Below are 26,448 nucleotides of genomic sequence, written 5' to 3' on the forward strand. Positions count from 1 at the left end.
TGTTGTGATTGCAGTTGGGTTCACAGATTCGATAATTCCTTATTTTCCGCTTGTAGCTCTGCTAATTGCCTATTAAGTTCCACTTTATGCTTTTCTTTTTCTACCTTTAACTCATTTTGCAAGTCACCATAAGACTTGGTTAACTCGCCCACTTGAGTTTGTAATTTTTTAGTTTGCTCCTCTTCTTTTCCATATAATTCTTTGGTTTTATTTACTTCGTCTCTAGCGTCGGATAATTCTTTTTGGGACTTGTTCAACTCTTGCTGCTTTCCCTCTAGCTCTTCCTGCCTACCTTGTTGCTCTGATTTTAGTTGAGTTTGTAGATTCGATAATTCCTCATTTTCCACCTGTAGTTTTGCTACATCTATTGCGGTCTGTGCTAATTGTTTACTAAGTTCCTTTCTATACCCTTCTTCTACTACCTTTAACTTCTCATCTTTTTCTGCACTAAGTGTTTCTAATGCTTCTAATCTACCTTTTAAGTCGCCATTCTCTTTGGTTAACTCACCTATCTGCTTTTCTAGCTGTACAAGTTTATTTGCTTCACCTATCCTTTCTAGCTCTTCTGCCCAATTAGGACCTTGAGGTGTTATAAGTTGTTGCTCTTTTTCTTCCTCCAATCCTTTTATCTTTTCCCGGAGTTCTTTTATTACTATTAGATTACCTCTTATTTGTTCATCTGCAGATAATTTTAATTTCTCTAATTGCTGGGCTAAACTATCTGCTCTATCTTTTTCAATATTAATCTTATCTCCTTGCTGTTCTATCAGATCATTCAATTTATTAAGCTCAATTTGATGTTTAATCGATGCGATAACATCATTAGTTCTTTCTTGTAATATAGGATATTGATTGACTATTTCTTCTCTCTTGTTTTGAACTAAACTGGGGAATTGAAGACTCTTGTTGCAATTGCTCTAATTTGGCAAACAACTCTTCTTCTTTCTGCTTGGTTTGTTTAATAATTTGATTCTTTTCTTCTATTTGATTCTGGATTAATTTTATTTCTTCTTCCTGGAGTTTGACATTTTCATATTGCTTCTTTAGCTCACTATCATCTTGCTGCGATATAATATTATCTATTTTTTTTGTTATATCTGCTTGTCGTTCCTCGAATAATCTTTGTAGTTCGGCATCATCTGCTAAATTATCAGAGAAAGAGTAGTCCTTTAATTTCTGTTCTTGCTTTGTTAAACTTTCATGTTCCTTCTCTAGGTCTGTTATCATAACATTTAAAGCTGCAATATCTTGAGAATTTTCTTTGAGTAATTTTTGTTTATCACCTTCTCCAACCAGTTGAGAAAATTCAGCTCTTGTATCTCGATCCATCAAATCAATGTTCCCTTGTAAAAACAAATTGAACTTTTCTCTTGCACTAATCTCTGTTCTAATATCTTTATATTTTGATTCAATTTCATTCAATTGTGTCTTTAACGTGGTAGTCTGCTCTTCGATGGCTTTTTTTATTCCATTTTCTGACCAATCAGACAACTGTCTTTTAATTCCTTCCTGCTGCTGCCAAAGCCTTTGTAACAGTTCTGATGCATCATTATCTTGTTCTTGCAAATTCTCTTTTAAACTTTTTAACTCTATTTGCTTGTTTTTTAGATCTCTTTGCAGTGATTTACAGACTATATCAGCTTCATTAAATATATTTTGCTCACTTGTTATTTCTGCTTGAAATTGGGCTATTTTGGATAAAATTTCTGTAGGTTCTGGTAATGACATTTTATTTACCTATGATTTAATTTATACAAGTATATTATAGTGTAAAATAGTTGTCTATAATATAGCAAAAAGTCAGCAATTCCTGATGAAGTTATAGAAACGGGATTATCAATTTAAATAATATACCACAAAGTAAAGCATGGTTGATATTGGTCTACAGGTGTGATAGGTGAGATAAATCACCATAGTGCGTTTATTATACGAACTAGTTTTCTTATAAAGCTTGTTTTCTAAGACTTTATGTCTTTTTCTATTTTTCCAATATTTGACCCTTTTTGAGTCTGTCATAAAGATTGTGAGAGTTCATGGAAAAAGACTAAAGTACAAAACGTCATTGCGAGACCATGTAATGGTCGAAGCAATCCATTTCTAATTACTTTCCTGGATTGCATCAATGCTACTAAAGTAGCTCCTCGCTAATGGTTGTGAGGTTAGATTGCTTCTAGGCTTACGCATTCTCGTTAATATACATCGTGTACTTTAACTTTTTTTCCGTGAACGCTCACAAACTATAACTGGTACCTTGAGGTCTAACAGTAATAATTGGTTTCTTCTTGGATACTTCATCAATTTTATCTAGTAGGAATACTTGTAACTGTATATTACCTTTAACATTAGTATGTTCTGCTTTCCGTTGTGTATGTCCTATTTTTGATAATTCTTCTCCATCTACTCTCCTACCTTCTGTCATCAATCTAACCTGCTCTGCATCTGGTTCGTTTTTACCAACTTTCTTAAACTCTTCCCATCCTTTCTCCACTACAGCCTTTGATAACCCCCTCAACAAGCCTATTTTTTCTTGAGGGGTTGATAAATTTTTCAACTCTTTATCAATATCTTTCTTTTGATTTTCAAGTTCTTTACCTTCCAAACTTTTAGACAGCTCTCCTACCAATTTTGTAATATCCTCCTCACTTTTCCGAGCTAGAGGACGTATATGTTGTGATTTTAATAAACTTGCTCTGATACTTTCAGTCTTATCTCTAGCCTCACTATTTATTAACACAGCTTGAGAGATTCCAGGGGCATGTTCTACTGTTTTTTCTTCTATCTCTAATACCACTTCCTTCCTTTTAACTATATCAATAGGCACCATATTTTCTTGTGCTTTACACAACTGTGCTTCTTCAATACCTTGTCTAGATATTACCATAATATCCGGTGCATCAATAGATTGTGAAATATCCACACCATGCCCTAGATTTTTGGCAACTTCTTGCATCATTTCTTTATATTTCTGTTGCGTTACTGGCAAGGTATATATCTGTCCGCCATGCTCTATATAGCCAACTGCGTCAGGGCTATCCCCACTGAACTTCACTGGATGTGGTGAGCTAACCTCGACAAGCTTACCATCATCATCATAGTGAGCAGTAAAATATACAGCCTTACTTGCCGCAATATTTTTGCCATTCTGATCCTTGACAGCTAAAGATAAATGCATCGGACCATTATTATCAAGTGTTATCGGAAAATCTATCGTCCTATAATTGTTAATTGTAACGTTAGTACCATCACTCTTTTGTACTGTATGAGGAGGATTTATTTTATGGGTTGCTTCTGCTAATGTTGCAATTTCGATACCGTTTGCATCTCGTACCACCTGTTTCCTAGTAGTAATACCACTATCATTTTCTACAGCTCCATCCTTCCATTCCATAGTAGTGAATATACCAGCAAACTCCGTATGGACGTTTTGATAGCCGATAATTTCGACTTGCTCTAGAGCCCGTTTTAAATCTTTATCTGTTTTTAGAATCTCACTGATTTTTTCTTTATTTTGTTCATTTTCAAAGTACTTACGAAACTCATTTATATCATCAATTTTTTCTTTTTCTACTGTACCATTCTTTACTAAAGCTATAACTATTAGCTCCCTCTGCTTGGTTAATATCTGGGTTCTAATTGCTCGGGTTATAGGATCAATAGCTCGATCAGCAGCAGAAAAAACAGGAGTGTTAACATCAGAAAAAGATTCCCCTAATTCTATAGGTGGATTTTCCACTTCTGACTCTGACAAGAACAAGACGTCCTGGGCAAGTTCTTGGGGCTTGGTAGCAGCTACGATTGCCTGCAACTGCTCTTCATATTTTTGGAGAATTTTAGTAGGTGTTTTATCATCCTGTATGTATCCTGATAATTTTTCAGCAAATTTATCGAACACTATGGATGGTGTTTCTATTTTGTCAGATTCTGGCAACTCATGTAGTTCTTCTATATTATTCCTAATTGTTTCAGCAAATCCATCTAATATAGATTTTTTCTCTACAGAACTAGCTACACTAGTTTCTAAGGTTCTCTTTACGATTTCAAACAAAGATAGAGCTATAGGTTCAGCTTCCTCAATATTTGTTTCTTCTCTACTTCTATTTACTTCTATAAGAAAATCTCCATAATATTCAAAATATTCTCTAGGATTTTTTTCTTCACTAATTTCTTTACCCATTGTCCCCACCCCATTCTTAAATTCTAATTATTATTTGATGCTAAATAATATTCTTCTTTAAAGCAACTAATTTGTTTTATTTTTAAGACAACCTCATTAAATAAGAAGCTCATTATTTTTCTAGGTTGAAAATAACTATTATATCATATAATTAGTTAGCACTAATAGCACAAGAGTATATTATATGAAAAATAATAATTTTTATTCTATAGTGATATTGTTTGCAGATTTAGTATTATCAGGATAAAGCCAAGTAAAGAGTACGACAAATAATAAAGAGAGATTTAGTAACAAATTCCATTCTGTCATCGATATGCCAAATAATTTAACTGTTGCTTTGGTACAACTCGTGATCGGTTGGCTATAAAATATCTCTTTAATATCTTGGATTGATAAGTGTTTAGGAATATGGATTAAAGTTGAACAAAGAACACTTGGATTAACTATTCCCCTTTCTACGGTACTATGATAGCCTGCTAATATGCAAGCACCTAATAAATTTAGAGTGATAAAAAATAAAGTATATTTGCTTATTTTTTTAATAATTAATGCTACAACTGAAATCTTGATGATAAATAAATATGGGAATCTTTGATAAATACATAAAGGACAAGGTATAAAATGTAATATATATTCAACAAAATAAGCTAAAGATAAGGCAAAGATGCATATGCAAATTAGGGTTATATGTAAAATTCTAAAGCTATCTTTACGAAAAAAATGTACAATAGAAGGAATAGTCATAAGTAAATAATAATTTTTAATCGGTTATTGTCTAAGAATATTATAAAAAACTCAAGAGATATATTTATAAATTTACAAAAAACCATGTATATTTATAATCTTGGTAAATCGAATCAAACTTATGGATATTATAGATGTCAGAACTAGAAATTTTAGAAGATGCGGTTAAATCAAACGCTTGGACTTTTTTAGAAGCAAAAAGAATATTAGATCAATTGGGCGGCAAAACCCCAGCTAAAGGCTATGTATTATTTGAAACGGGCTATGGACCGTCAGGGTTACCGCATATTGGTACATTTGCAGAGGTTGCTATATCTATAATGGTGCAAGAAGCGTTTAAACAACTATCGAATATTCCAACTAAGATGTTCTGTTTTTCTGATGATATGGATGGTCTGCGTAAAGTTCCAAGTAATATCCCCAACCCTGATATGGTGGCATTGCATATTGGCAAACCTCTTACATCTGTGCCAGATCCTTTTGGTAAGTGTGAAAGTTATGGGCATTACATGAACGCCAAACTTCGCTCATTCTTAGATAAATTTGGCTTTAAATATCAATTTGTTAGTAGTACAGAATGTTATAAATCCGGTTTATTTGATCAGATGATGCTAAAAGTCATAGACAAATATGAGGAGATAATGGCTCTAATGTTACCAACCTTTCGAGCCGAAAGAAAAGCAACCTATTCGCCTTTCATGCCGATTTGTCCAAAAACCGGCATTGTCCTGCAAGTACCTATTAGCAAAGTTGATCGTTTAAACGGCACTATTAGCTATCAAGATGAAGAAGGAAAATTGGTTGAAGTTCCTGTGACCAAGGGGCATTGCAAACTACAATGGAAACCTGATTTTGGCATGCGTTGGGCTTCGCTACAAGTTGACTATGAAATGTATGGCAAGGATCATATGACTAACGCCAGGTTATACTCTGGAATTTGTCGAATTTTGGGTGGCATTGAACCAGTACAATTTTTTTATGAATTATTTCTTAATGAAGATGGAGAGAAAATTTCTAAATCTACAGGCAACGGTATTACAGTTGATCAATGGCTACAATATGCCCCTATGGAAAGTATGGCATTATTTATGTACCAGAATCCAACAAGAGCCAAACGTTTACATTTTGATGTAATACCTAAAAATGTTGATGAATATATTACGTTTAATAAAAAATATCATTTAGAAACTGATCAAGTAAAGCGTTTTGCTAATCCAGTACACCATATTCATCATGGGAATGTGCCTATTATCGAAACTTTTGGCATTAGTTTTAGCCTATTGCTCAACCTAGCATCAGTTTGTAATCCGGAAGATAAATCGGTACTTTGGGGATTCATCAGTCAGTACGCTCCAGATGCAACACCGCAAAATGCTCCGTACCTTGATCATTTAACAGATTTTGCCATTGGTTATTATAATGACTTTATTAAAGCGAATAAGTGCTATTTAACGCCTAATATTCAGCAAAAAGTTATCTTACAAGAAATTAGCACTATGTTATCTTCTTTACCAGTAGATAGTACTTCCGAACAGATTCAGGAGAAAATTTATGATATAGGTAATAATCATGGTTATCATAATTTGCGAGATTATTTTAAAGAATTATATCAAATATTACTTGGTCAAACTGAAGGGCCAAGGCTTGGGTCTTTTGTTAAACTTTTTGGTATTCAAGATACTATAAATTTGATTGATGAAAAAAATAAGGCTTGACCAGCATTTAGTAGAATGCCAATTAGTTGATGATATTAACATCGCACGAAGCTTAATAATCCAAGGCAAAGTATATGTTAATCAGCAGCAAAATACTAAACCAGGTACGGGAGTATCAATTGATACTCGTGATATTATTATAAAACGCCCGATACATGATTATGTATCACGAGGGGCGTTAAAATTAATTGCTGCTCTAGACCATTTCAATATTGCTCCACAAGGGCTGATTTGTCTAGATATAGGCTCTAGTACCGGTGGTTTTACTGAGGTTTTGCTTCGTAGAAAGGCTGAAAAGATTTTTGCGGTAGATGTCGGATATGGTGAACTACATCATAAACTGCGTAATAACCCTAGAATTTCAGTAATTGAAAGAACTAATGCCCGGTATTTAACAATTGAGCAAATTAGTTTGCCACCAGATATTATCGTTTGTGATGCCAGCTTCATTAGCCTTACTACCATATTACCCACTGCATTTGGTTTAGCAAAAGATAATTGCCGTCTAATTGCCTTAATTAAGCCGCAATTTGAAGTGGCAAAGAATGAGGTCGGGAATGGTGGTATTGTTAGAAGCCAACTCTTACATCAAAAAGTATGTGATAAAATTCAACAATGGCTAGAATCAAATTATAATTTTAACATATTTGGGGTAATACCCAGCCCTATTCTAGGAGCAAAAGGCAACCAGGAATTTTTAATTTATGGACAACGTATAAAAAAACTATAAATCATCCCAAAGCCAAAGAAGAAGAGAAATTGATTTTCCATAATAAAATTAGTGACCATAAAAAAGATGGGAAACCTATTGTATATTTAGATGAAAGTGGTTTTGCTCATGATATGCCTTGTACTCATGGTTATGCTGTAAAAGGATAAAGATGTTTTGGTTAGCAAGATTGGGGGGCTAAAGGACGAACTAATGTTATAGGTGCATTACTAGGAATACACTATTAACAGTTAGTCTTTTTGCCTTATTACTCATTAAATTGCTCTTTGATAATTCGATTTTCAAGGCTATTTTTTTTATCAAATAGTAATTTGATCATCTTGTTTTTTGCTGATTTAATTAATACTGACTTAATATCGTCAAATTCCTGAAAATCGGCAGCTGCATTTACTGGTCTTTTATTACTTTCTAAAATTTCAAATCTTATAGTAGTGGAAAATGGTAATAACGCACCGTGCCAACGTCTTGGACGAAAAGGACAAATTGGCGTTAGACATAATACATTTGACTCAAGTGGTAAAATAGGTCCCCCGGCAGATAAGTTGTAAGCACTGCTACCAGCTGGAGTCGCAACCATTGCCCCGTCAGCTACTAATTCACTCATACGTTCAACTTGATCAATTTCAATCTTAAATTTAGCTGCTTGGTTGGTTTTACGAAATATCGAGACTTCATTAATAGCTAGGGCGGTATAGGTTTTACTATCTACAGTTTCTACTTGCGTCTCTAAAGGGTATAAATGAGAAACTATTGATTCTTGTAAATTATCTATTAATTTTTCTATAATAATTGAATTCATTAAAAACCCAATATTGCCAGAATTAATTCCATAAAAAGGAACGTTCAGGTGCATATAACGATGTATCGCATGTAATAATTCGCCATCTCCGCCAACTACAATAATTACTTCTGCTTCTTCCACTTTGCAGAATTTATAGAATAGTTCGAGCTGCTTAACTAGTTCTAACGATTTCGTGGAATTGTTAAAAATAATTGCAATTTTATTTATATTAATTTTAGTTTTTGCCAACATAAATACAATATATGGTTAATTATTAATACAAAAAAACATGAGGCTAATACATCACTTAAAAAATGCCCCCCCATTAATATGCGACTTAACCCAATTAATGAGCCGAAAATTAAGGTGATACTGTAGATTCTTGAGAAATATATAACAGGAGCAATATACGCAAGGCTAGTTAAACTATATCCCATAGCTGCATGTCCTGATGAAAATGAGCAGTTATGTACACATTCATTAGAAATTAAAAAAGCTCGAGTAAAATTTTTGGAACCATTAAAATTTTTAATTTGCACAGGACGAGCCCTGCCAAAATGTTCTTTAAATAGATGATTCACCAATAATCCAGGACCTATTGCTGTAGACAAAATTATATAAAAGCTCCCAGAAATAATAAGTCTATTAAAAGTTTTATACTTAACAATTAAGTAAATTAAGTATAATAATGTTACTGTAAGTAGTAGTTTAGTTAATATTGGAATAATTTCAAACAATAATTGGACAATGCTATTGTTACGGTAGATAAATCCATCGTTACTGTCGTAGAATAAATTTGAGAAATCTATATCAAAATTAGGAAATAGTACGATCAATAATAAGACTATACCAAAGGCAAATATGTTCGCATAAACTAAATTAGTATTAATCATAGACTAAAAGCCGAAAATAAGGTATAAAAATATACTTAAACCATACATAATATAGAAGTTAACATGCCATTCAACATTAAAAACCATAAAAATGCTTTACTATTCTTACCACTTGGCGGGTCAAATGAAATCGGCATAAACGTCAATCTATATCATTATAAGGGAAAGTGGTTGATGGTTGATTGTGGTAGCGGCTTTGCTGATAACTATTTACCAGGTGTTGATATGATAATTGCTGATATTAGCTTTATCGAACAATATAAAAAAGATTTGTTAGCTTTAGTCCTAACTCACGCACATGAAGATCATTTGGGAGCAATCCAATATTTGTGGAGCAGTCTAAAATGCCCAATATATGCAACTACCTTCACTGCAAATTTTCTGAAACTTAGATTAGCTGAATATGATTTTGCTAAAACTATAAAAATTCATGAAGTAAAACCTTCGGCAAAAATAAATCTTGATCCATTCCAATTAGAAATGGTACCACTTACCCATTCAGCTCCCGAAATGCAAGCAATTATGATACGCACAGAAGCTGGCAATGTTTTCCACACTGGAGATTGGAAATTTGATCATGATCCTTTACTCGGTGAAAAAGCTAACAAGGATTTACTAAAATCCTATGGCGATGAAGGGGTTTTAGCTTTAGTTTGTGATTCAACTAATGTATTTAATGCAGGGACTTCTGGCTCTGAAGGAGAAGTGCGTAAAAGTTTAATAGATATTATAGCAGGTTGCCCCCAAATGATTGTGGTAACAACCTTTGCTTCAAATTTGGCACGACTTGAAACTATAATTCATGCAGGTCAGATGGCAGGAAGAAAAGTAGTGCTATCAGGAAGAAGTTTGCATAGAATTTTGCTCGCAGCTCAGGAAAGTGGTTATATGAAAGATATTGCCCCTTTAATTGATGAGCGGGATGTTGCAAGATTTAAAAGGCAAGAACTTTTAATTATTGCTACTGGCTGTCAAGGGGAACCTCTAGCAGCTACTGCCAAAATGGCAAATAATAGTCATCCTAGTATCAAGTTAGCTCCTAAAGATACAGTTATATTCTCTTCAAAAATTATTCCTGGCAATGAAAAGAAAATTTTCCGTATGTTTAATATTTTCGTAAAAGCAGGAATTGAAGTGATAACTGAACGAGATCATTTCGTTCATGTTTCTGGACATCCATCAATTGACGAACTCAAGCAAATGTACGCCTTAATTAGACCTCAGATTTGCGTGCCAGTACATGGTGAACCGGTACACATACATGGGCAAGCAAAATTAGCTCGTAAAAATGGTATAAAGCATGCTATTGAAGTAGAAAATGGTAGCCTAGTATTACTTGATCCTCATAATCCACGTATTTTAACTAAAGTAACAACGGGTTATTTGGCTGTTGATGGCAATTATCTTTTACCAGCTGAATCATCAATTTTCAGAACCCGCAGACGTATGCGTGATGATGGTATAGTAGTTGCTTCTCTGATACTAAATAAGAAGGGCGAACTTACTTGTAGACCTATTTTATCTATGCCAGGACTTCTTGACTCTAATGATGATGCACAGCTAATTAATCTAATCAAAGATAATATTGCTGAAACAGTAGAAATTCAGAGAAAATCAAAAGGTAATCTCCTCGATGATCAGGTCGAAAATGCTGTAAGGTCAGCTATTCGCAAAATATTAAAACATGAAATGAATAAATCGCCTCTTATTATAGTTAATGTGGAGAAAGCTATTTGAATTAGGTTTTATTACTGAGACCCATTATTGAATAAATATAAATTATTTCTGTTAATCCAAAGAGTATTTTTATGATAAAAAATAGAATTTTCACCTCTGAATCGGTGTCTGAAGGACACCCAGATAAAATTGCTGACCAAATTTCTGATGCTATTTTAGATGCAATTATCACTCAAGATCCTAAATGCCGTGTTGCATGTGAGACTTTAGTGAAAACTGGTATGATTTTAGTAAGTGGAGAGATTACTACAAATTCTTGGGTTGATATAGAGCAAATAGCACGTGATACAGTAAGAGAGATTGGTTATAACGACCCAAGCCTTGGGTTTGACGCAGATTCTTGTGCTGTTATATCCGGTATTACCAAACAATCAGTAGATATAGCTATTGGTGTGGATAACCAAGATGAGGATATGATTGGTGCTGGTGATCAAGGGATGGTATTTGGTTACGCCTGTAATGAAACAGAAGTTCTGATGCCAGCTCCAATATATTATGCTCATAAATTAGTTAAGAGGCAAGCTAAATTACGTAAGCAAGGAATTTTGCCATGGCTTGGTCCAGATGCAAAATCACAAATTACTTTACGATATCAAGACAATAAGCCGGTTGGTGTTGATGCGGTTGTATTATCAACTCAGCATTATAGTCATGTAACTCATAGCCAGCTAGTAGAAGCAGTAATGGATGAAATTATTAAACCAGAACTACCAGCAGAATGGATTACTAAAGACACAAAATATTTAATTAACCCTACTGGTAGATTTGTTATTGGTGGGCCTGTAGGAGATTGTGGGCTTACTGGTAGAAAAATTATAGTAGATACTTATGGGGGAATGGCTAGGCATGGTGGTGGTTGTTTTTCTGGCAAAGATCCAACAAAAATAGATCGCTCGGCTGCTTACATGGCTCGCTATATTGCTAAGAATATTGTAGGAGCTGAGATAGCGGATCGTTGTGAAATACAAATATCCTACGCAATTGGAGTGGCAGCTCCTGTATCTATTTTAGTTGACACTTTTGGTACTGGCAAATTAACTGATAATGAAATAGCGGAATTAGTAAATGAACATTTTGATCTAAGACCAGGTAGAATTATAAAACAACTCAAATTGCAAACTGCTTGTTATCAAAAAACAGCGGTATATGGGCATTTTGGTAGAGAAGATCAAGGATTTACTTGGGAACAATTAGATAAAGTGGCGTTATTACGTACTGCCTCACTAAAAAAATGACCATGCTTCATTTGGCTGCTCCGCTGTTACTGCATCTCTGAATTTAGAGTAAGTCTTATATTTCTCGCTTTCCTCCACCTTTCTAGTTTTTTCATACACTCCCTGTAATCTTAGCTCTTGCTCTCGCATTGCATTGGCTAGGTGTGCTTCTTTTTCCCCTTCTAATTTAGTTTATAGAATTGTGATATTATTACAACCAAAATTTATTATTTCAATTTTCGATACTATTTTTCTCTTGCTATTAATTAATCAAATCATCACTATAAATTATTAGTGTTAATAAATATTAAGGTGAATTAATGATAGGATATCAGCAAGAACAAAGAAGCCTAACTAAAGAGCAAAAACAAGCAGTAGGGTTACTGTCCGTTGGAACATTCTTAGAGTATTTTGACCTGATGCTTTATGTACATATGGCTCTATTGTTGAATGAGCTATTTTTCCCAAAAGCTGATCCTCATACTACCGCTATTTATTCAGCTACAGCTTTCTGCTCTACCTTTGTTTTTAGACCAATTGGAGCATTAATTTTTGGTTGGATAGGTGATAATATGGGGCGTAAGACTACCGTTGTCATAACGACTTTTATCATGGCTTTATCATGTCTTACTATGGCTAATCTGCCTACTTATGCCCAAATAGGTATTACAGCTTCCTGGTTGGTTACAATATGTCGTATAATGCAAGGAATATCCTCTATGGGAGAGGTAGTAGGAGCAAAACTTTACTTAACTGAACTTATAAATCCACCAATCCAATATCCAGCTGTTTCATCAGTTGTGGTTTTTAGTACTTTAGGAGGAGTTGTTGCTTTAGGAATAGCATCGTTAGTGACCTCCTATGGATTTAATTGGCGTCTAGCATTTTGGATAGGAACAGGCGTAGCACTGGTTGGAACAGTAGCCAGAAGGAGTCTTAGAGAAACGCCGGAATTTGCTGATGCCAAACGTCAGCTAAAAAAGACTTTTCAGCAAACTTCAAATGTTGCCAGCATATATCTAAAAAAACTAGAAAATAATTCAATATGGACGGAAAAAGCTAATAAAGTAACAGTAATGGCCTTGTTCTTAATAGAATGTATGTGGCCTGTACTCTTTTATTTTATTTATATTTATTGCGGGAATCTTTTAAAAAATTCTTTTGACTACAGTGCTGCACAGGTCATTCATCAAAATTTTATTATTTCAATATGTGGCTTCTTAAGCAGTTTGGTATTCACATATTTCAGTTATAAAATATATCCGTTAAAGATTATAAAAACCATGTTATTAATATTTTGTGTATTTGCTTTAGCTTGTCCTTATTTATTAAATAACCTTAATAGTTCACTTAATGTTTTTTTAATTCAATTATTCGTTGTATTATTTGCACCTACCGGTCCTGACCTAGGACATCCAATCTTTTATAGATATTTTCCTATCTTTAAACGGTTTAGTTGTGTTAGCATTACATTTGCTATATCTCGTGCCTTGATGTATTTAGTTACCTCTTTTGCAATTGTTTACTTAACTGAATATTGGCATCATTGGGGGATAATGATGATATTGTTTCCAGTTTGCATAGGTTTTGCATTCGGAATATTTCATTTTGAAAAATTGGAGAAAGAGGCTGGGAATTATCCACAAAAGTCCTATGTAGATCATGGTGAACAGAATGTGGTATAGCTAAATGCCGACAACATAATTCAATAATTTGTTTTGTTACTGTTGGTATTTTTAAATGCATAGATAAAGTTACAAAATGTATTACCGTCTCCTCTATAATCTTCTTAATTTTTTCAGGGGATTTTACACCAACAGTTTCTAGATTATGAATTCTATCAAAAATTTTAATCAATGCCACATCATATTTTTTTTGCTGAAATAATATATTTAGTGTTTCTGCAGAGCTAATCTTGCCATGAGGCTTGACCCTAGTTAAGTCTTCTACTTGACTAGCAACCTTACTACCAAAAGTGTACGCAATCATCTCTTCGGTAAGTTCTGTATCTTCAATGGTATCGTGCAGTAATGCGGTAACAATCATGTCGGTTCTAAACAATTTTGGAACTGTTAGAGCAGTATATTCAGCAACCATATAAGCCACTTCAATCGGATGTGAGTAATACGGTCCGCCTGACTGCCTCATTTGACTGCCATGGTATTCTTTAGCGCAATAAATGCCTTTTTTGACTTCATCAATATCCACCGGCACAACTACTTGTTTATTTAGCTGTTCAAGTTTAGTAAGTAACCGTTCAGCGTAAGTACAAGACCTGTATTTTGAATTATCCCAACAGTTAATATCTTTCATACAATAACCTTAATTATCATTATAATCGATTTTAAATTAGAAGTCAACTTATTTAATGGAAAAAATTAGATATTTTTCTATTAGAACAATATCTAATATTTTACTCGCATGGAATATGGTTTTGATGGTTAATACCCCCTTAATGTCATGTGATATTTTAGCAAGATATCTTTTATTACCTTCTGGGATGATTAGTTTATAGTCAATTCAGGAGAATTTGGTGCTAGGAGCAAGGAGTGCATAGGCATCAGTTTAAGAAAATAAAGTAGAAAATCGTCATTGCGAGCCACCGTAGATGGCATGGCAATCCATTTTTAATAATCACTTTTCTGGATTGCTTCGTCGACCTAAGGTCTCCTCACAATGACGTTTTTAGACTTACAATTTATTATCAGATAGCTGAGCTTGATACTCCTTATTAAGTGATTTAATCGTATATAGCCACAATATTACGATAACAAAAAATATAGCAGCGAAATAAGGGGTAGCTTCAACGAAGGTAAAAGAAGGAAGCAAGATAAAGAATGTTGACTGGATAATACCACCACCAGATTTACCGAACCTACCACCTATCACTTCTACTGCCGCTTGTCCTTTTGTTCTAAGATCCTTATCAATAGGGATATATGCCATATTCTTGGTAGCATCAAATAGTGAATATTTTGTTGCCTTGCTTAAAATATTTTGAATCATTCCAATCATCACTGCTACTGCCAAAGGTCCAGAAGCGAATAGACCAGTAACGTACATCGCAATAGTGCTATCAAAGAAAATGAAGGCAAAAAAAGCAACCCCAGTAATTAACATCATCATAGGAGTAATCATCGCGGCGGTAAACCAAGAAACCCTTCTTAAGATATTAGAACCAACAACCATGAATAATATAGCTGTCACACCTTGCCAAGCCTGAAATTGTCCCATATACATGGTATAGTCTTCTTTGCTTGGATATAGTTGCTGAATCTTTGACTTCCATACACCTTCTACAAGATTTACTGACACACTATAAGATATAATGAGTAAGGCAATAAGCCCTAAATATTTTGAACTAAAAATCATTTTAAAGCTTTCTATAAGAGATAGCTTAACCTTACCTTTCTTGATTACTTTACTCGTTGCATCATATAAAGTAGGATCGGTTAAAACATGCTGATTCATCCATCTATACAATAACATGATAACTACAGCACTACCCATCATAATAACAAATAGTGGAGTGTATTTCAGATGTTCTGCAACTATTTGAGTTTCTGTGCTTAAAAAATAGCAAAGTATTATGGCAGTAACTGGTAAAGATAAATTTGCTAGCATACCAAACATAGAATAAAAGCGTTTTGCCTCTTCAGTCTTAGTAATTTGGTTAGCAAATTGCCAAAATAATAAGCTAAGCATCATACTTCCCCAAAGTTCTGATATAGCATAGAAGACTGCAAAACTCCACTTACCAACTACCCTAATAAACCACTTAAAATTGGGATACGCATTACTTAATGTCTCAATTGTTTCAGGATTAGGATGCACCAACTCTGGATATGGGTATAATACGAAAGTAAATAATACAAAATATGCTAGAAAAAAACTGGTCACAGCGTAAAAAACATTTTCTTGTTTTAAAAAGTCACAGAGTTTTACATAAGCAACCATAAAGAGTATTGCCATTGGTAAAACGACATAGGTTTTTACAAAACTTATTGATTCAGGACCAATAGCTGTTACGACAAATCCATCTTTTATCGACCTAAGGGTGGAATAGTTGAGCAAAATGCAAAACATCATAGCTGCCATAGGCAGAAACTTCTTATTTTCATGCCCTTCAATTGGCCAAACCACTCTTCTTAATTCTGAGAAATAACTATTATCTTTCACCTTATCCATACTGTTTTATTCATTATATAATCAGTACACTTATATAGACTTATGTACAAAAAGTCAAATAAAATGATTAATTCTTTTCGTATATCATATAATTTATGATTAGTGTTAAGAAAGATAATAATGTATATTTATTTTGCTAGTTTTCACATTTAGCAATTAAATTTTAAAAGTTATATAAAAATATTTTAGGAGTGTATAAATGATAAAAAAAAATAGATTAGACTTTCTGTATAAGGCAATTACTATTGTAGGAGTGCTATTACTAAGCTCATATAGTATAGCAAATACTACGTCACCCACAATGTCAAATGCCAAACAAACTAATATTAATAGTACTACTGTTAATAACGATAATGAATTACAAAAAATTATTGATGAGTTCGGTTCTTATGCTGCAGGAATTTCAGCAGAACTGAGGGAAGAAATAAAACAATATCGAATAGAAGTTGCTAAAATTAACGCTCATAAACGCGAATTATATAAAAAAATCTCACAAGAAGCTCAAAACTATCTTGCTAAAGAACGGGAATATAAAAAAAGAATTTCAGATTTGAAAAAAAATCAAGAAAATCCTAAATCTACTGACAAGAAATAATGCTTTATCAACAATTTCAGCAGAATATAGAAAAGCTAATTGGTGATAGACCTCAAACAAGGTCTGTTGCCTTAGCTGTTTCTGGGGGGTCTGATTCCATAGCCCTTTTAATGTTAACACATAAATGGGTCAGCACTAATAGTATTAGTGAAAATATTAGTATGGTTGTGATGTTAGTTGACCATCATTTGCGGGAACAATCTAAGCTAGAGCATGAGTATGTTCGGGATTTAAGCCGTAAATTGGGGTATGACTACCATCTACTTCACTTCGATCACCAAAATAATTTTTCTAATTTACAAGCAAGGGCAAGAGAAGGACGTTATCAATTAATGACCGATTTATGTAAAAAATTAGATATATTGACAATTTTGACAGCCCATCATTTGGATGATTATATAGAAAATTATTGTCTGAGATTAGAAAAAAAAAGTAGCATATTTGGACTTAGTGGTAGCCCTATTAATTGGTATAATAATGTTAAAATAGTGAGACCATTGTTTAACATACCAAAACAACGGTTAGTAACGTATTTAATTGCCAATAATATAAAATGGTTTGAAGATGAATCGAATAAATCCGACAAATACCAACGAAATATTATTAGAAAAAAATTATCTCAACAAGGAGAATATGTAACAAATCAAATAATTTCTGAGCAATCTACAATTAACCAATTAGTAGAAGAAAAATTGCAACCTGAATTAATCGCTTGCATTGCCGAATCAGTAAAAATTTATCAATTCGGTTTTGCTACTATAAATTTATTACAGATTACAGGATTTTCTAGCGAAATAATACTACAGTTAATTAGTTTTGTCCTTATCATTATTAGCGGTAAAAATCGTAGTAGTAGATCAGAGCCAATAAGGATAATAGTGATATTATTACAACAACAAATGAATTTTACTAAAACATTACATGGTTGTGTGATAAAAAAAATTAATAATAATTTAATAATTTGCCGGGAATTTGGCAGAAGTTTGCCGATGGACATTAAACTTAACAATATAGATATTTGGGATGGTAGATTCCGTTTTACAGGAAGCTTTGCAAATAATTCAGGCTACTTAGTAAGTAATTTAACGATCAAGGATTATAGTAAAATAAGAAAAGATTTAGATTTAACAATACTAAAAGAGACAAGTTTCAATAACCATGTTGCTATTTTATTCACTCTACCAGTAGTCAAGATACTTGAAAAAGTTATAGCCATACCCCATATATCCTACTATAATGATGAGGGGTTGAGTAAGGGGCTTGATGTTGCTTTTTCTCCAAATTTTGTATCGCGTTTTACGCATTTCTGTTAGGTGAGTTGTAGATGAATAATCAAAGTAAGAATGTTCTAATTTGGGTATCGATTTTTGTTTTAATGGTACTTGTCTTTTATGTATTTCAAAATTATGGTTTTATGGGAGGAAAGAGTAATATCTCTTTCTCAGATTTTTTAACCAAAACTGATGATAAATCAATCAGTTCTGTTAAAATTCAGGGCAGAATAATCGATGGAACTCTAAGTGATGGGACACCTTTTTCGACCTATGCTCCTGACTATCCAGATCTAATAAACCGCCTAAATAGTAATGGTGTGCATATTGAAGTAATACCTCCTGATACCAAAATGAACCTGTTATTTAGCATATTCATTTCGTGGTTTCCAATGATTCTGTTGATAGGTGGCTGGGTATTTTTCATGCGTCAAATGCAGGGTGGCGGAAAAGCTATGGGCTTTGGTAAATCTAAAGCCAAGTTAGTTTCAGATAAAGGAGCGAAAGTTACTTTTAAAGATGTAGCTGGTATTGATGAAGCTAAAGAAGAATTAACTGAAATTGTTGATTTTCTTAGAGATCCAAGTAAATTCCAGAAACTTGGTGGTAAAATCCCCAAAGGCTGTTTGTTAATAGGATCGCCTGGAACAGGTAAAACTCTGTTAGCAAGAGCTATAGCAGGTGAGGCAAATGTTCCGTTCTTTAGTATTTCTGGTTCTGATTTTGTTGAAATGTTTGTTGGTGTGGGGGCAAGCCGTGTACGTGATATGTTCGAACAAGGAAAGCGTAATGCCCCTTGCATAATCTTTATTGACGAAATAGATGCTGTAGGTCGTCACAGAGGTATTGGCATGGGCGGTGGTAACGATGAGCGTGAACAAACATTGAATCAGATGTTAGTTGAAATGGATGGGTTTGAAGATAATGAAGGAGTAGTGATTATTGCGGCAACTAACAGACCTGATGTACTTGACACTGCCTTACTAAGACCCGGAAGGTTTGATCGTCAAATTACTGTACCTAATCCAGATATTGATGGTAGAGAACAAATTTTACAAGTACATTTGAAGAAGATAAAATGTGCTAAGAATATAATACCTAGAACCATAGCTAGAGGAACTCCTGGATTCTCAGGGGCAGAGCTTGCTAATCTTGTTAACGAATCGGCATTAATTGCTGCTCGTAAAGGCAAAAAAGAAGTTGATATGCTGGAATTAGAGGAAGCAAAAGATAAGGTGTTAATGGGCGTGGAAAGACGTTCTATGATTATGTCAGATGAGCAGAAAAAACTAACTGCCTATCATGAAGGTGGGCATGCATTAGTTGGGCTTTACTGCCCAGCTTCTGATCCAATTCATAAAGCAACTATTATTCCAAGAGGTAAAGCACTTGGTATGGTAATGAGATTACCTGAAAATGATCGGTTTTCTATACAGCGTGATAAAATGGAAGCTGACATAGCGGTAGCAATGGCAGGCAGAGTAGCTGAAGAACTTATTTTTGGTAAAGACAAAGTTACTTCTGGTGCTTCTTCTGATATTAAAATGGCAACCAGAATGGCTAGAGCTATGGTAACTGATTGGGGGCTAAGTGATGCAATAGGGCCTGTATATCATGGCTCAAGCAATGAAGATATGTATGCTAGTGGTAGGGGGGAAGGTCATACTTCTGTACATACCGCAGAATTAATTGATAGGGAAGTGAAAAATTTTGTTGAAAAAGGTTACGATTTAGCAAAAAATATACTAACTGAGCATATTAGTGAACTCCATCTATTAGCCAAAATATTAATTGAGCATGAAACATTGTCAGGGCAACAGATTAAAAACTTGCTTAGTGGTAGAGCTATGAATTCAGAAGAGGCAAATTTATTTCCAATGAGCAATGATGATAATGGTACTATAAAAATTAAAAAACCAAGTCGGAAAAAAGACTTGTAGAGTGGGGAATAGATATGGCAGAACTTAGATTACCACCTAATTCTAAAGTCGGTAAAGGTATAGTACATAAATATTCTGGGAAAGCGGTTAAGCTACGTAATGTTAGGATTTATAGGTATGATCCAGATTCTGAGGAAAACCCGAGAATTGATATTTACGAGTTAGATCTAGACAAAACAGGCCCAATGGTTCTAGATGCCTTAATTAAAATAAAAAATGAAATAGATTCTACTTTGACTTTCAGACGCTCTTGTCGTGAAGGGATTTGTGGTAGTTGTGCAATGAATATAGATGGAACTAATACACTTGCCTGCATTAAGCCTATTGAAGAAATTTGTGGTGATATTAAGATATATCCCTTACCACATATGAAAGTAGTAAAAGATTTAGTACCTGATATGTCGCATTTTTATGCTCAATATGAATCGATAGAACCTTGGCTAAAAACTGATACTCTTCCTCCTTCCAATAGTGAAAGATTACAGTCGCTTAAGGATAGAGAAAAATTAGATGGGCTATATGAATGTATATTATGTGCATGTTGTTCCACCTCCTGCCCAAGCTATTGGTGGAATGGTGATAAATATTTAGGTCCTGCGATTTTACTACAAGCTTATCGATGGATTGCTGATTCTAGGGATGAGTATACTGGAGAGCGTTTAGATGCTTTAGAAGATCCGTTTAAGCTATATCGTTGTCATACAATTATGAACTGTACCAAAACTTGTCCAAAAGGTTTAAATCCAGCTAAAGCTATTGCAGAGATAAAAAACCAAATAATACAACGTCATGGAGTGTAAAGGGTATACTCTTCTGCTTTGAAGAATTGACTTCACAAAACTTCGGGGTTTCGCCACAATTATCGGAAGTTAGAAGAGGAAGCGGTTTTAGACAGGATAGTTTAAAAGTTGTATGTGGTCAATGTCATTGCGAGGAACCGCGGCAACGCGGCAATCCAAAAAATGACTAAGAATGGACCAACTATGTTTCGCAATAAAAATTTAAATAAATTTGGTTTAAATTTTTATTGCTTCATCGGCTATGCCTTCTCGCAATGACGTTTAAGATACATATACGCCGACGCTTGGCAATCCAATTTTTACTCCCTAGAAATTCACTTTAACTTTTAAACTACCTTGGTGACCAATATATTTATTGGCAATGTTAGCGTTATAGGCAACACTATATTCCATCATATTGTGTTTTGCAGCTAAACTAGTACCAACAGTGAAGAATATCTTAGCAGATTTAACTGATTTGGTTTGTAATGGTTCATTCATCCCACCTAACCTTGCCTCAATTATGGGTGATTTCCCTTTGAATTCATAATTAATGTAGCCATGCAATTCTGGTATTAGCAGTAATTGGTCAAGTTGTATATTTGTTGCAGTTCTTAGACCCAAAATACCTTCAAATTTATTGTATAACCTATTCTTAACAATTAGGTTTTGGCATGCTGTACCAGTTTCCACATGACCGGCATCTATAAATTGTGAGTATCTTAGCCCAATTATTGGCGTAATAGTTAACTTTTCAGAAAGTTGATAACTATATCCGGTAAGTAGTTGTCCACTATAAGAAGTAGATTTATATTTAGCAACAGCTATACCTAGAGTAGTAACAGTTCTCTTATCAGTTGGGAGTACACGTCCTTCCAAATTTTTAACATTAGTTATGCCATATGATGCTATCGCTTCAGCAAACCAATTAGCTGAGAATTTATATAAACCATATATGGAAAAGACATTAGTATTACCACTAGTTTTATCACCAATTTTTTGATCTTTATGAAACATTTTTGTGTTAATTTGGCTATAAGCTGTACCAATTAGCAAATTATCATTTATCAAACTGTCGAAGCCAACTATCCCACCAGCTGACTTTGATTTATAACCGCTAACTCCTTTTCGCATTTTTTGGTCAGCAATACTATAAAATGGACTACCCCATATTCCATATAATATTACATTATCATCATCACCCGATGCTACAGGAACCTGCATGTTTTCAGACCTTAAAGTAATTTGGTGGGTAACTTGAAAAATTACTTCACTTATTACGTATTTTAAACTTTCTAGACCATCTTTCATTGAAGTTAAATTTTCATTACTAGACAATAGTTTCTCCATTGCCAATTGGGCATTATTTTTATCCATACAGCCAAGGTCATTTCTAAACTTAGCAGCATCACAGTTAATATCTGCCTCCGCTGCCTTATCCAATTGCTTAATAAACTGCTTTTTTTCTTTAGGCTTATCAGCAAATTCTTTTTCTAAAACTTCCTTAGAAATGTCTTTTGCATACAGGGTCAGATTGTTAGGATTAATAGTCCAGCTGACAAAGCGGTTTTGTTCACTTGTTGAATCTAAGGTAATTTTACTTGGGTCCAAGGTACTAATACCATTACCATAAACTGACGAAATCAGAATATATTTAGTATCATCAGAAATTTTGTTAACATCAGTCCGTCCTGCTATTGTTACAAGCAATTTGTCTAGTTGTGATAGATCCAGTTTACCATTACTCTGAATTTCTATATTACCACCTGCCGACTTTGACGAGTCATAGAAACTATGTAATTTTAGCTCTCCTACTAGTTTGGCATTACCAGCATATTTTAATTGGCTAGTTCCAAGATCTATGGTTAAATCTTTAGCGGTTAAATCACCAGTGATAGTTTGTTTTTCAGCTAATATAATTAGCTTGGCTTGACTGGCTTCAATGTTAGAAAATGCAATATTTTTTTCTAATATTACATACTTACCTGGCACAAAGGTTACAGGGGTTGTTGACATTACTTCTTCTTTAAACCATACGTTATCTGCTAATATCACCTGTCCATCCTTAATTGGAGCCTTAACCAAGGTTGCATTACCAAATTTCATCTTGGATGATGCCGTCTCAACATTTATCTCTTCCGAAACAATCTCCGTGCTATAGGTAAAATCCTTCAATAATCTTGGTATTCCTGATATCAATATAGCTCTTTCCTCAGTACCAGCAAAAGTTGCAGTTTTATTATCCTTAATGGTTATTTTCTTGGAGTAAATATCGGCTTTTACCGTGGAGTCACTATCAAAAGTTACATCAGACAATCTAAACTTATCTGACCCTAGATTACCATAAGCAACGCTACCACTCGATTCAAATATTACTTTACTACTATCAGAAGTTGTAGTTAACACAGCAGCATAGAGATTACTGTTAGTAATGCTAAGTGTATGATCACCTAGTAATTTAATCTCTTTTAATCTGTTACTATCTGAACCAACATCACCTACAATAGTAAGATTTGCATTTAATGCTAGACTATGTAAACCATTGCCAGCTGTTGTAATGTTACTTATAATACTATCTTCTTTTAATGTTAAAGTTGCATTTTGAGAACTAGAGAAATGAACATTAACCGCTGAAAATGTTTGAATAGTTTCTACATTTGATCCGGCTATTTCTATAATATTAGCCCCTATTTTGCTATTAATGACAATATCTTTTTTGTTATTAAATTTAACTATACCTAGTCCATTAATATTTTCAGCATTGACATCTTTAGTAATCTCAACAGTTGTACCACCTAGTATACGGATATTTTTAGCATTGATGAGATCATCAAATGCGACAGTACCAGCTTTAATTTGGATATTACCGACGGGATTCTTTTCTGTTCCGACAACACCGCTAATTCTGCTATTTCCCTCGAATATTAAACCAACTGCCTGTCCACCAGTTAAGTTAATACCACCTGCTAAATTAAAACCACTAGCAAGAGTTAATTTTTGTACGCCATTACCTTGGATTTCAGTAACGCTATGATTACCAGAGGCGGCTAATGTCACATTACCATTACCTGCTGTTAATAGTTTTAACCCATCAATTGCACCGCCTACTTCTCCATCCCCTAGGAATTCTAAAGTTGCATTTTCACCATCTTTTATAATACCACCGATTTTCTGCTTATCTGCCAGCGTAACTGTACCTTTCTTATGATCAAAATATACATCACCTTGGATACTACCATTGGCAGTTAATTGACCATCACCATTAAAAGTTACGTTGTTACTAATCAAACCACCAACTGTACCATCGCCACCATCACGAATAACCACATGTCCTGCAACAGTACCAGTCGTAGTACCAGCACTAGCAAAAACCACATTACCACCAACGTTACCGACTAACTTACCATTAGCATTAAATAACACATCAGTAGTAACGTTACCGATTAACTGAGCAGTAGCAGCAAAACCCACACTACCATTAACAGCACCGGTTAACTGACTAGCAGCACTCAAAAGCACATCACCATGAATACCGTTTGTTGTTACAGTACCAGTTATATCTGATATTATAGTATGAGCATATATGGTGGGAGTAATATTAAGATCCCCAGCACCAGAGAAGATTATCTCCTTTAGCTTAAGATTAGCAGTACCTAAACTAGCATCTCCTACTTTATTAATCGTTAACATTGTGTTAACAACAGGAGAATTAAATTCAACTACACCTTCTTTATCATTAATTGGAACCAAATTATTTGCTAAAGTTATAGTCTTGTAATCATTATCACTATTCCGTAATATTAATTTAGCATCTGGATCCAAGAAATTAATCCGATGAGTGGCATCAGTTAAAACATGAAAATCCCCATGTTTGGCATCCAGTACATAAGTTGCTGGACCAGTAACAGCAGTACCAACACCACCAGCACCAGCATAAGATTGTCCAATATCGATTCGAGCAATCGCGGCTGAAGTACCACTCTCATCGATAAATTCTGTAACAAACTTTGTATCATGAACAATGCTCAATTTCCCCGTGTTACTAATATCAACTTTATTAGCATTATCTCCTTTGATAGTCACCTTACCAAAGGCTGCAATGTGTCCTAGCTTTCTAGCAACTGTACCAAGAGATTTGTTACCATTAGCTTGTACAGTTAAAGTAGCATCGTTGATACCACTCATAAATACTATTCCACCACCACCAACAGCAGCATGCCCTGGTAAGTTATTCTCAAAGGTTATAATTCACTCCTGTCTTATAGTAAATAATTCTAATCTCGACTCTGGATGCAAGAAGTTAACTTCTGCATCAGCAGGAGTAAGGAGATTAATATTATTAACTGAAGCATTTATTGCTAGAACCTTAGCAACAGGATCAACAACAGGGAAACCAACCTCATCTGGTATACCAATATTTATAGTCTTAATATTACCAATATCTTCATGAGTAGCTATGAGATCAGTTTGAACATTTAAAATACCATTATCACCATTAGCTATTGTTGCGTTGAAACTATGAGGATCAGCACCGTAAAATGTTAAAGTACCAGCATTAGCAAAATAAACTTCACCTGTAAAATTACCACCAATTTTTACAGTTCTATTGGCAACAGCAAAGTGGAGCGTTTCAGTAGAAACATCTTGTTGTAAGTCAACATCACCATCATTAATATTAATCAAGAATAAAGCATTATTCTTACCAATATTCCCAGTTACTGTACCAATTCCTGCAAAGTTTAATATGCCGTTGTTAGCAATACCTGTGTTATCTACAGCACCATCGATTTTCTGACCAACTGCTAGGTTAATTGTAGCTGCATTATTACCATTGAAATCCACATTACCTATAATGTTGGTATGAGCATTGACTATAGCCTCAGCCCCAAATTTGAAAGTCTCTGCTTTAGCTACAGCACGCAAGTGTATATTACCTACTTCGTTAAAGTTTACTTCCGCTAAAGCATTATTAGCACCAATCTCTCCATTTACTGTAGCAGATCCTTCGAAAGTTAATATTCCCTCATGATCAATATTTGTAGTGATATTACCAGTGAGTGATATATTTCCGGGATTACCAGCATCATCGTTAGCAGGTCGAATTACAAGAGTTGAGTCTGCTCCATTAAGGATTATGTTACCCAAGGCAGTATAGGTATTTTCACGTGTAGTGAAACCATGCTTTGTATCTATAGCTTTAGTACCGGTTAAAGTTAAGGTTTTGCCAGCTGCTATAGTTATAGGTAACACGTTTTGTATATTATCTTTTTGTGCTTTTTCACCTCTCACTATAGAACCGATTGATAAATTTTCATTAACCGTAAGCATGCCGGGTTTGTTGCCAACTAGATTGATAGCAGTAATTATACGATCATGTACATTAGCATCAAGTGTAACAGGACCACTATAGAGAAATGCAGTGTTATCCCCAGGTGCTGCAGTATAATCTCCCACAGGATTACCATTCTTCTGTACTTTTTTCCAGTTCTTCTTATCTGCCGTATCTGATAACGTAATATCCTTCTTACTGAGCATCCTAAAGCCATGGGTTACTGTACCAAAAGCAACATTGTTCCATCCCATACTTGCTATAACAGAGGCAACTGATACACTGGTCAGCAAATTTTTTAAGAATTTTTGTTTTTTAGCCATAGTTCTCCATTTTTATAAAAAAATAATTCGTTATT

Annotated in this window: 19 protein-coding genes and 1 pseudogene; 10 read left to right on the forward strand and 10 right to left on the reverse strand. The window is 34.2% G+C overall.

The features are described from left to right. Positions 1-20 precede the first annotated feature (20 nt). The 4 genes from ACFELW_RS06700 to ACFELW_RS06715 form a co-directional block, all read right to left on the reverse strand. Positions 21-779, reverse strand: coding sequence for a hypothetical protein (locus tag ACFELW_RS06700; RefSeq protein WP_375330014.1), 759 nt, complete (start codon positions 777-779; stop codon positions 21-23). 43 nt (positions 780-822) lie between these two features. Continuing rightward, positions 823-1,728, reverse strand: coding sequence for a hypothetical protein (locus tag ACFELW_RS06705; RefSeq protein WP_375330015.1), 906 nt, complete (start codon positions 1,726-1,728; stop codon positions 823-825). A 502-nt stretch (positions 1,729-2,230) separates the two neighbouring features. Beyond that, positions 2,231-4,174 (reverse strand): Sca4 family protein, encoded by a 1,944-nt coding sequence (locus ACFELW_RS06710; RefSeq protein WP_375330016.1) that lies wholly within the window; start codon positions 4,172-4,174, stop codon positions 2,231-2,233. 201 nt (positions 4,175-4,375) lie between these two features. Beyond that, positions 4,376-4,918 carry a disulfide bond formation protein B gene (locus tag ACFELW_RS06715; RefSeq protein ID WP_341759463.1) on the reverse strand — a complete coding sequence of 181 codons (543 nt, stop codon included), beginning with the start codon at positions 4,916-4,918 and terminating at the stop codon, positions 4,376-4,378. A gap of 134 nt (positions 4,919-5,052) precedes the next feature. Here ACFELW_RS06715 and ACFELW_RS06720 point away from each other — a divergent pair, with 134 nt between their 5' ends. Further along, positions 5,053-6,633, forward strand: coding sequence for a lysine--tRNA ligase (locus tag ACFELW_RS06720; protein WP_375330017.1), 1,581 nt, complete (start codon positions 5,053-5,055; stop codon positions 6,631-6,633). Next, positions 6,614-7,363 (forward strand): TlyA family RNA methyltransferase, encoded by a 750-nt coding sequence (locus ACFELW_RS06725; RefSeq protein WP_375330018.1) that lies wholly within the window; start codon positions 6,614-6,616, stop codon positions 7,361-7,363. The genes ACFELW_RS06720 and ACFELW_RS06725 overlap by 20 nt, the downstream gene beginning before the upstream one ends. Positions 7,364-7,610: 247 nt before the next feature. Here the strand turns inward: ACFELW_RS06725 and ACFELW_RS06730 are convergent, their stop codons facing one another. Both ACFELW_RS06730 and ACFELW_RS06735 read right to left on the reverse strand, forming a co-directional pair. Next, a complete protein-coding gene (locus ACFELW_RS06730) occupies positions 7,611-8,378 on the reverse strand; it encodes an NAD kinase (RefSeq protein WP_341749448.1) in 768 nt (255 codons plus the stop codon). Further along, positions 8,369-9,037: a phosphatase PAP2 family protein gene (locus ACFELW_RS06735; protein ID WP_094648998.1), complete on the reverse strand. Its 669-nt coding sequence runs from the start codon at positions 9,035-9,037 to the stop codon at positions 8,369-8,371. Before ACFELW_RS06735 ends, ACFELW_RS06730 begins: the two co-directional genes overlap by 10 nt. 63 nt (positions 9,038-9,100) lie before the next feature. Here ACFELW_RS06735 and ACFELW_RS06740 point away from each other — a divergent pair, with 63 nt between their 5' ends. The 3 genes from ACFELW_RS06740 to ACFELW_RS06750 all read left to right on the forward strand — a co-directional run bounded on the left by ACFELW_RS06740 (position 9,101) and on the right by ACFELW_RS06750 (position 13,673). Next, positions 9,101-10,774 (forward strand): ribonuclease J, encoded by a 1,674-nt coding sequence (locus ACFELW_RS06740; RefSeq protein ID WP_375330019.1) that lies wholly within the window; start codon positions 9,101-9,103, stop codon positions 10,772-10,774. A gap of 74 nt (positions 10,775-10,848) precedes the next feature. Then, entirely contained in the window at positions 10,849-12,009 is a 1,161-nt protein-coding gene (gene metK / locus ACFELW_RS06745) for a methionine adenosyltransferase (RefSeq protein ID WP_341759899.1), read from the forward strand. A gap of 299 nt (positions 12,010-12,308) precedes the next feature. After that, positions 12,309-13,673 carry an MFS transporter gene (locus tag ACFELW_RS06750; RefSeq protein ID WP_375330020.1) on the forward strand — a complete coding sequence of 455 codons (1,365 nt, stop codon included), beginning with the start codon at positions 12,309-12,311 and terminating at the stop codon, positions 13,671-13,673. Positions 13,674-13,815: 142 nt separating this feature from the next. Here the strand turns inward: ACFELW_RS06750 and ACFELW_RS06755 are convergent. After that, a pseudogene (locus ACFELW_RS06755) lies at positions 13,816-14,301 on the reverse strand (HD domain-containing protein); the annotation flags it as partial. Positions 14,302-14,356: 55 nt separating this feature from the next. Between ACFELW_RS06755 and ACFELW_RS06760 the strand changes: the two are divergent. Further along, on the forward strand, positions 14,357-14,503 hold the full coding sequence (locus ACFELW_RS06760) for a hypothetical protein (protein WP_341759470.1): 147 nt from the start codon (positions 14,357-14,359) through the stop codon (positions 14,501-14,503). A 176-nt stretch (positions 14,504-14,679) separates the two neighbouring features. Here ACFELW_RS06760 and ACFELW_RS06765 read toward each other — a convergent pair whose 3' ends face one another. After that, complete coding sequence (locus ACFELW_RS06765; protein WP_375330021.1) at positions 14,680-16,176, reverse strand: Npt1/Npt2 family nucleotide transporter; 1,497 nt, start codon at positions 16,174-16,176, stop codon at positions 14,680-14,682. A 199-nt stretch (positions 16,177-16,375) separates the two neighbouring features. Here ACFELW_RS06765 and ACFELW_RS06770 point away from each other — a divergent pair, with 199 nt between their 5' ends. Genes ACFELW_RS06770 through ACFELW_RS06785 form a run of 4 tightly spaced genes read left to right on the forward strand, consistent with a single transcriptional unit; the run spans position 16,376 to position 20,782 of the window. Next, positions 16,376-16,771, forward strand: coding sequence for a hypothetical protein (locus ACFELW_RS06770; protein WP_375330022.1), 396 nt, complete (start codon positions 16,376-16,378; stop codon positions 16,769-16,771). Then, entirely contained in the window at positions 16,771-18,084 is a 1,314-nt protein-coding gene (gene tilS, locus ACFELW_RS06775) for a tRNA lysidine(34) synthetase TilS (RefSeq protein WP_375330023.1), read from the forward strand. Before ACFELW_RS06770 ends, tilS begins: the two co-directional genes overlap by 1 nt. A gap of 11 nt (positions 18,085-18,095) precedes the next feature. After that, entirely contained in the window at positions 18,096-19,982 is a 1,887-nt protein-coding gene (gene ftsH / locus ACFELW_RS06780) for an ATP-dependent zinc metalloprotease FtsH (RefSeq protein ID WP_375330024.1), read from the forward strand. A 14-nt stretch (positions 19,983-19,996) separates the two neighbouring features. Beyond that, on the forward strand, positions 19,997-20,782 hold the full coding sequence (locus tag ACFELW_RS06785; RefSeq protein ID WP_375330025.1) for a succinate dehydrogenase iron-sulfur subunit: 786 nt from the start codon (positions 19,997-19,999) through the stop codon (positions 20,780-20,782). 306 nt (positions 20,783-21,088) lie between these two features. On the opposite strand, the gene ACFELW_RS06790 is transcribed toward ACFELW_RS06785, so the two are convergent. Next, on the reverse strand, positions 21,089-24,946 hold the full coding sequence (locus ACFELW_RS06790; RefSeq protein WP_375330026.1) for an autotransporter domain-containing protein: 3,858 nt from the start codon (positions 24,944-24,946) through the stop codon (positions 21,089-21,091). A gap of 63 nt (positions 24,947-25,009) precedes the next feature. Further along, positions 25,010-26,413, reverse strand: a complete 1,404-nt coding sequence (locus tag ACFELW_RS06795; RefSeq protein ID WP_375330027.1) for a hypothetical protein — start codon at positions 26,411-26,413, stop codon at positions 25,010-25,012. Between the last annotated feature and the right edge of the window lie 35 nt (positions 26,414-26,448).

This window comes from Candidatus Tisiphia endosymbiont of Nemotelus uliginosus (assembly GCF_964264755.1).
Classification (GTDB): Bacteria; Pseudomonadota; Alphaproteobacteria; order Rickettsiales; family Rickettsiaceae; genus Tisiphia.

Excerpts from the sequence above, each read along its gene's own strand:
- ACFELW_RS06705 (WP_375330015.1), bottom strand. The coding sequence starts at position 1,728 with ATGTCATTACCAGAACCTACAGAAATTTTATCCAAAATAGCCCAATTT.
- ACFELW_RS06710 (WP_375330016.1), bottom strand. The coding sequence starts at position 4,174 with ATGGGTAAAGAAATTAGTGAAGAAAAAAATCCTAGAGAATATTTTGAA.
- ACFELW_RS06715 (WP_341759463.1), bottom strand. The coding sequence starts at position 4,918 with ATGACTATTCCTTCTATTGTACATTTTTTTCGTAAAGATAGCTTTAGA.
- ACFELW_RS06720 (WP_375330017.1), top strand. The coding sequence starts at position 5,053 with ATGTCAGAACTAGAAATTTTAGAAGATGCGGTTAAATCAAACGCTTGG.
- ACFELW_RS06725 (WP_375330018.1), top strand. The coding sequence starts at position 6,614 with ATGAAAAAAATAAGGCTTGACCAGCATTTAGTAGAATGCCAATTAGTT.
- ACFELW_RS06735 (WP_094648998.1), bottom strand. The coding sequence starts at position 9,037 with ATGATTAATACTAATTTAGTTTATGCGAACATATTTGCCTTTGGTATA.
- ACFELW_RS06740 (WP_375330019.1), top strand. The coding sequence starts at position 9,101 with ATGCCATTCAACATTAAAAACCATAAAAATGCTTTACTATTCTTACCA.
- ACFELW_RS06750 (WP_375330020.1), top strand. The coding sequence starts at position 12,309 with ATGATAGGATATCAGCAAGAACAAAGAAGCCTAACTAAAGAGCAAAAA.
- ACFELW_RS06760 (WP_341759470.1), top strand. The coding sequence starts at position 14,357 with ATGGAAAAAATTAGATATTTTTCTATTAGAACAATATCTAATATTTTA.
- ACFELW_RS06765 (WP_375330021.1), bottom strand. The coding sequence starts at position 16,176 with ATGGATAAGGTGAAAGATAATAGTTATTTCTCAGAATTAAGAAGAGTG.
- ACFELW_RS06770 (WP_375330022.1), top strand. The coding sequence starts at position 16,376 with ATGATAAAAAAAAATAGATTAGACTTTCTGTATAAGGCAATTACTATT.
- tilS (WP_375330023.1), top strand. The coding sequence starts at position 16,771 with ATGCTTTATCAACAATTTCAGCAGAATATAGAAAAGCTAATTGGTGAT.
- ftsH (WP_375330024.1), top strand. The coding sequence starts at position 18,096 with ATGAATAATCAAAGTAAGAATGTTCTAATTTGGGTATCGATTTTTGTT.
- ACFELW_RS06785 (WP_375330025.1), top strand. The coding sequence starts at position 19,997 with ATGGCAGAACTTAGATTACCACCTAATTCTAAAGTCGGTAAAGGTATA.
- ACFELW_RS06790 (WP_375330026.1), bottom strand. The coding sequence starts at position 24,946 with ATGAGTGGTATCAACGATGCTACTTTAACTGTACAAGCTAATGGTAAC.
- ACFELW_RS06795 (WP_375330027.1), bottom strand. The coding sequence starts at position 26,413 with ATGGCTAAAAAACAAAAATTCTTAAAAAATTTGCTGACCAGTGTATCA.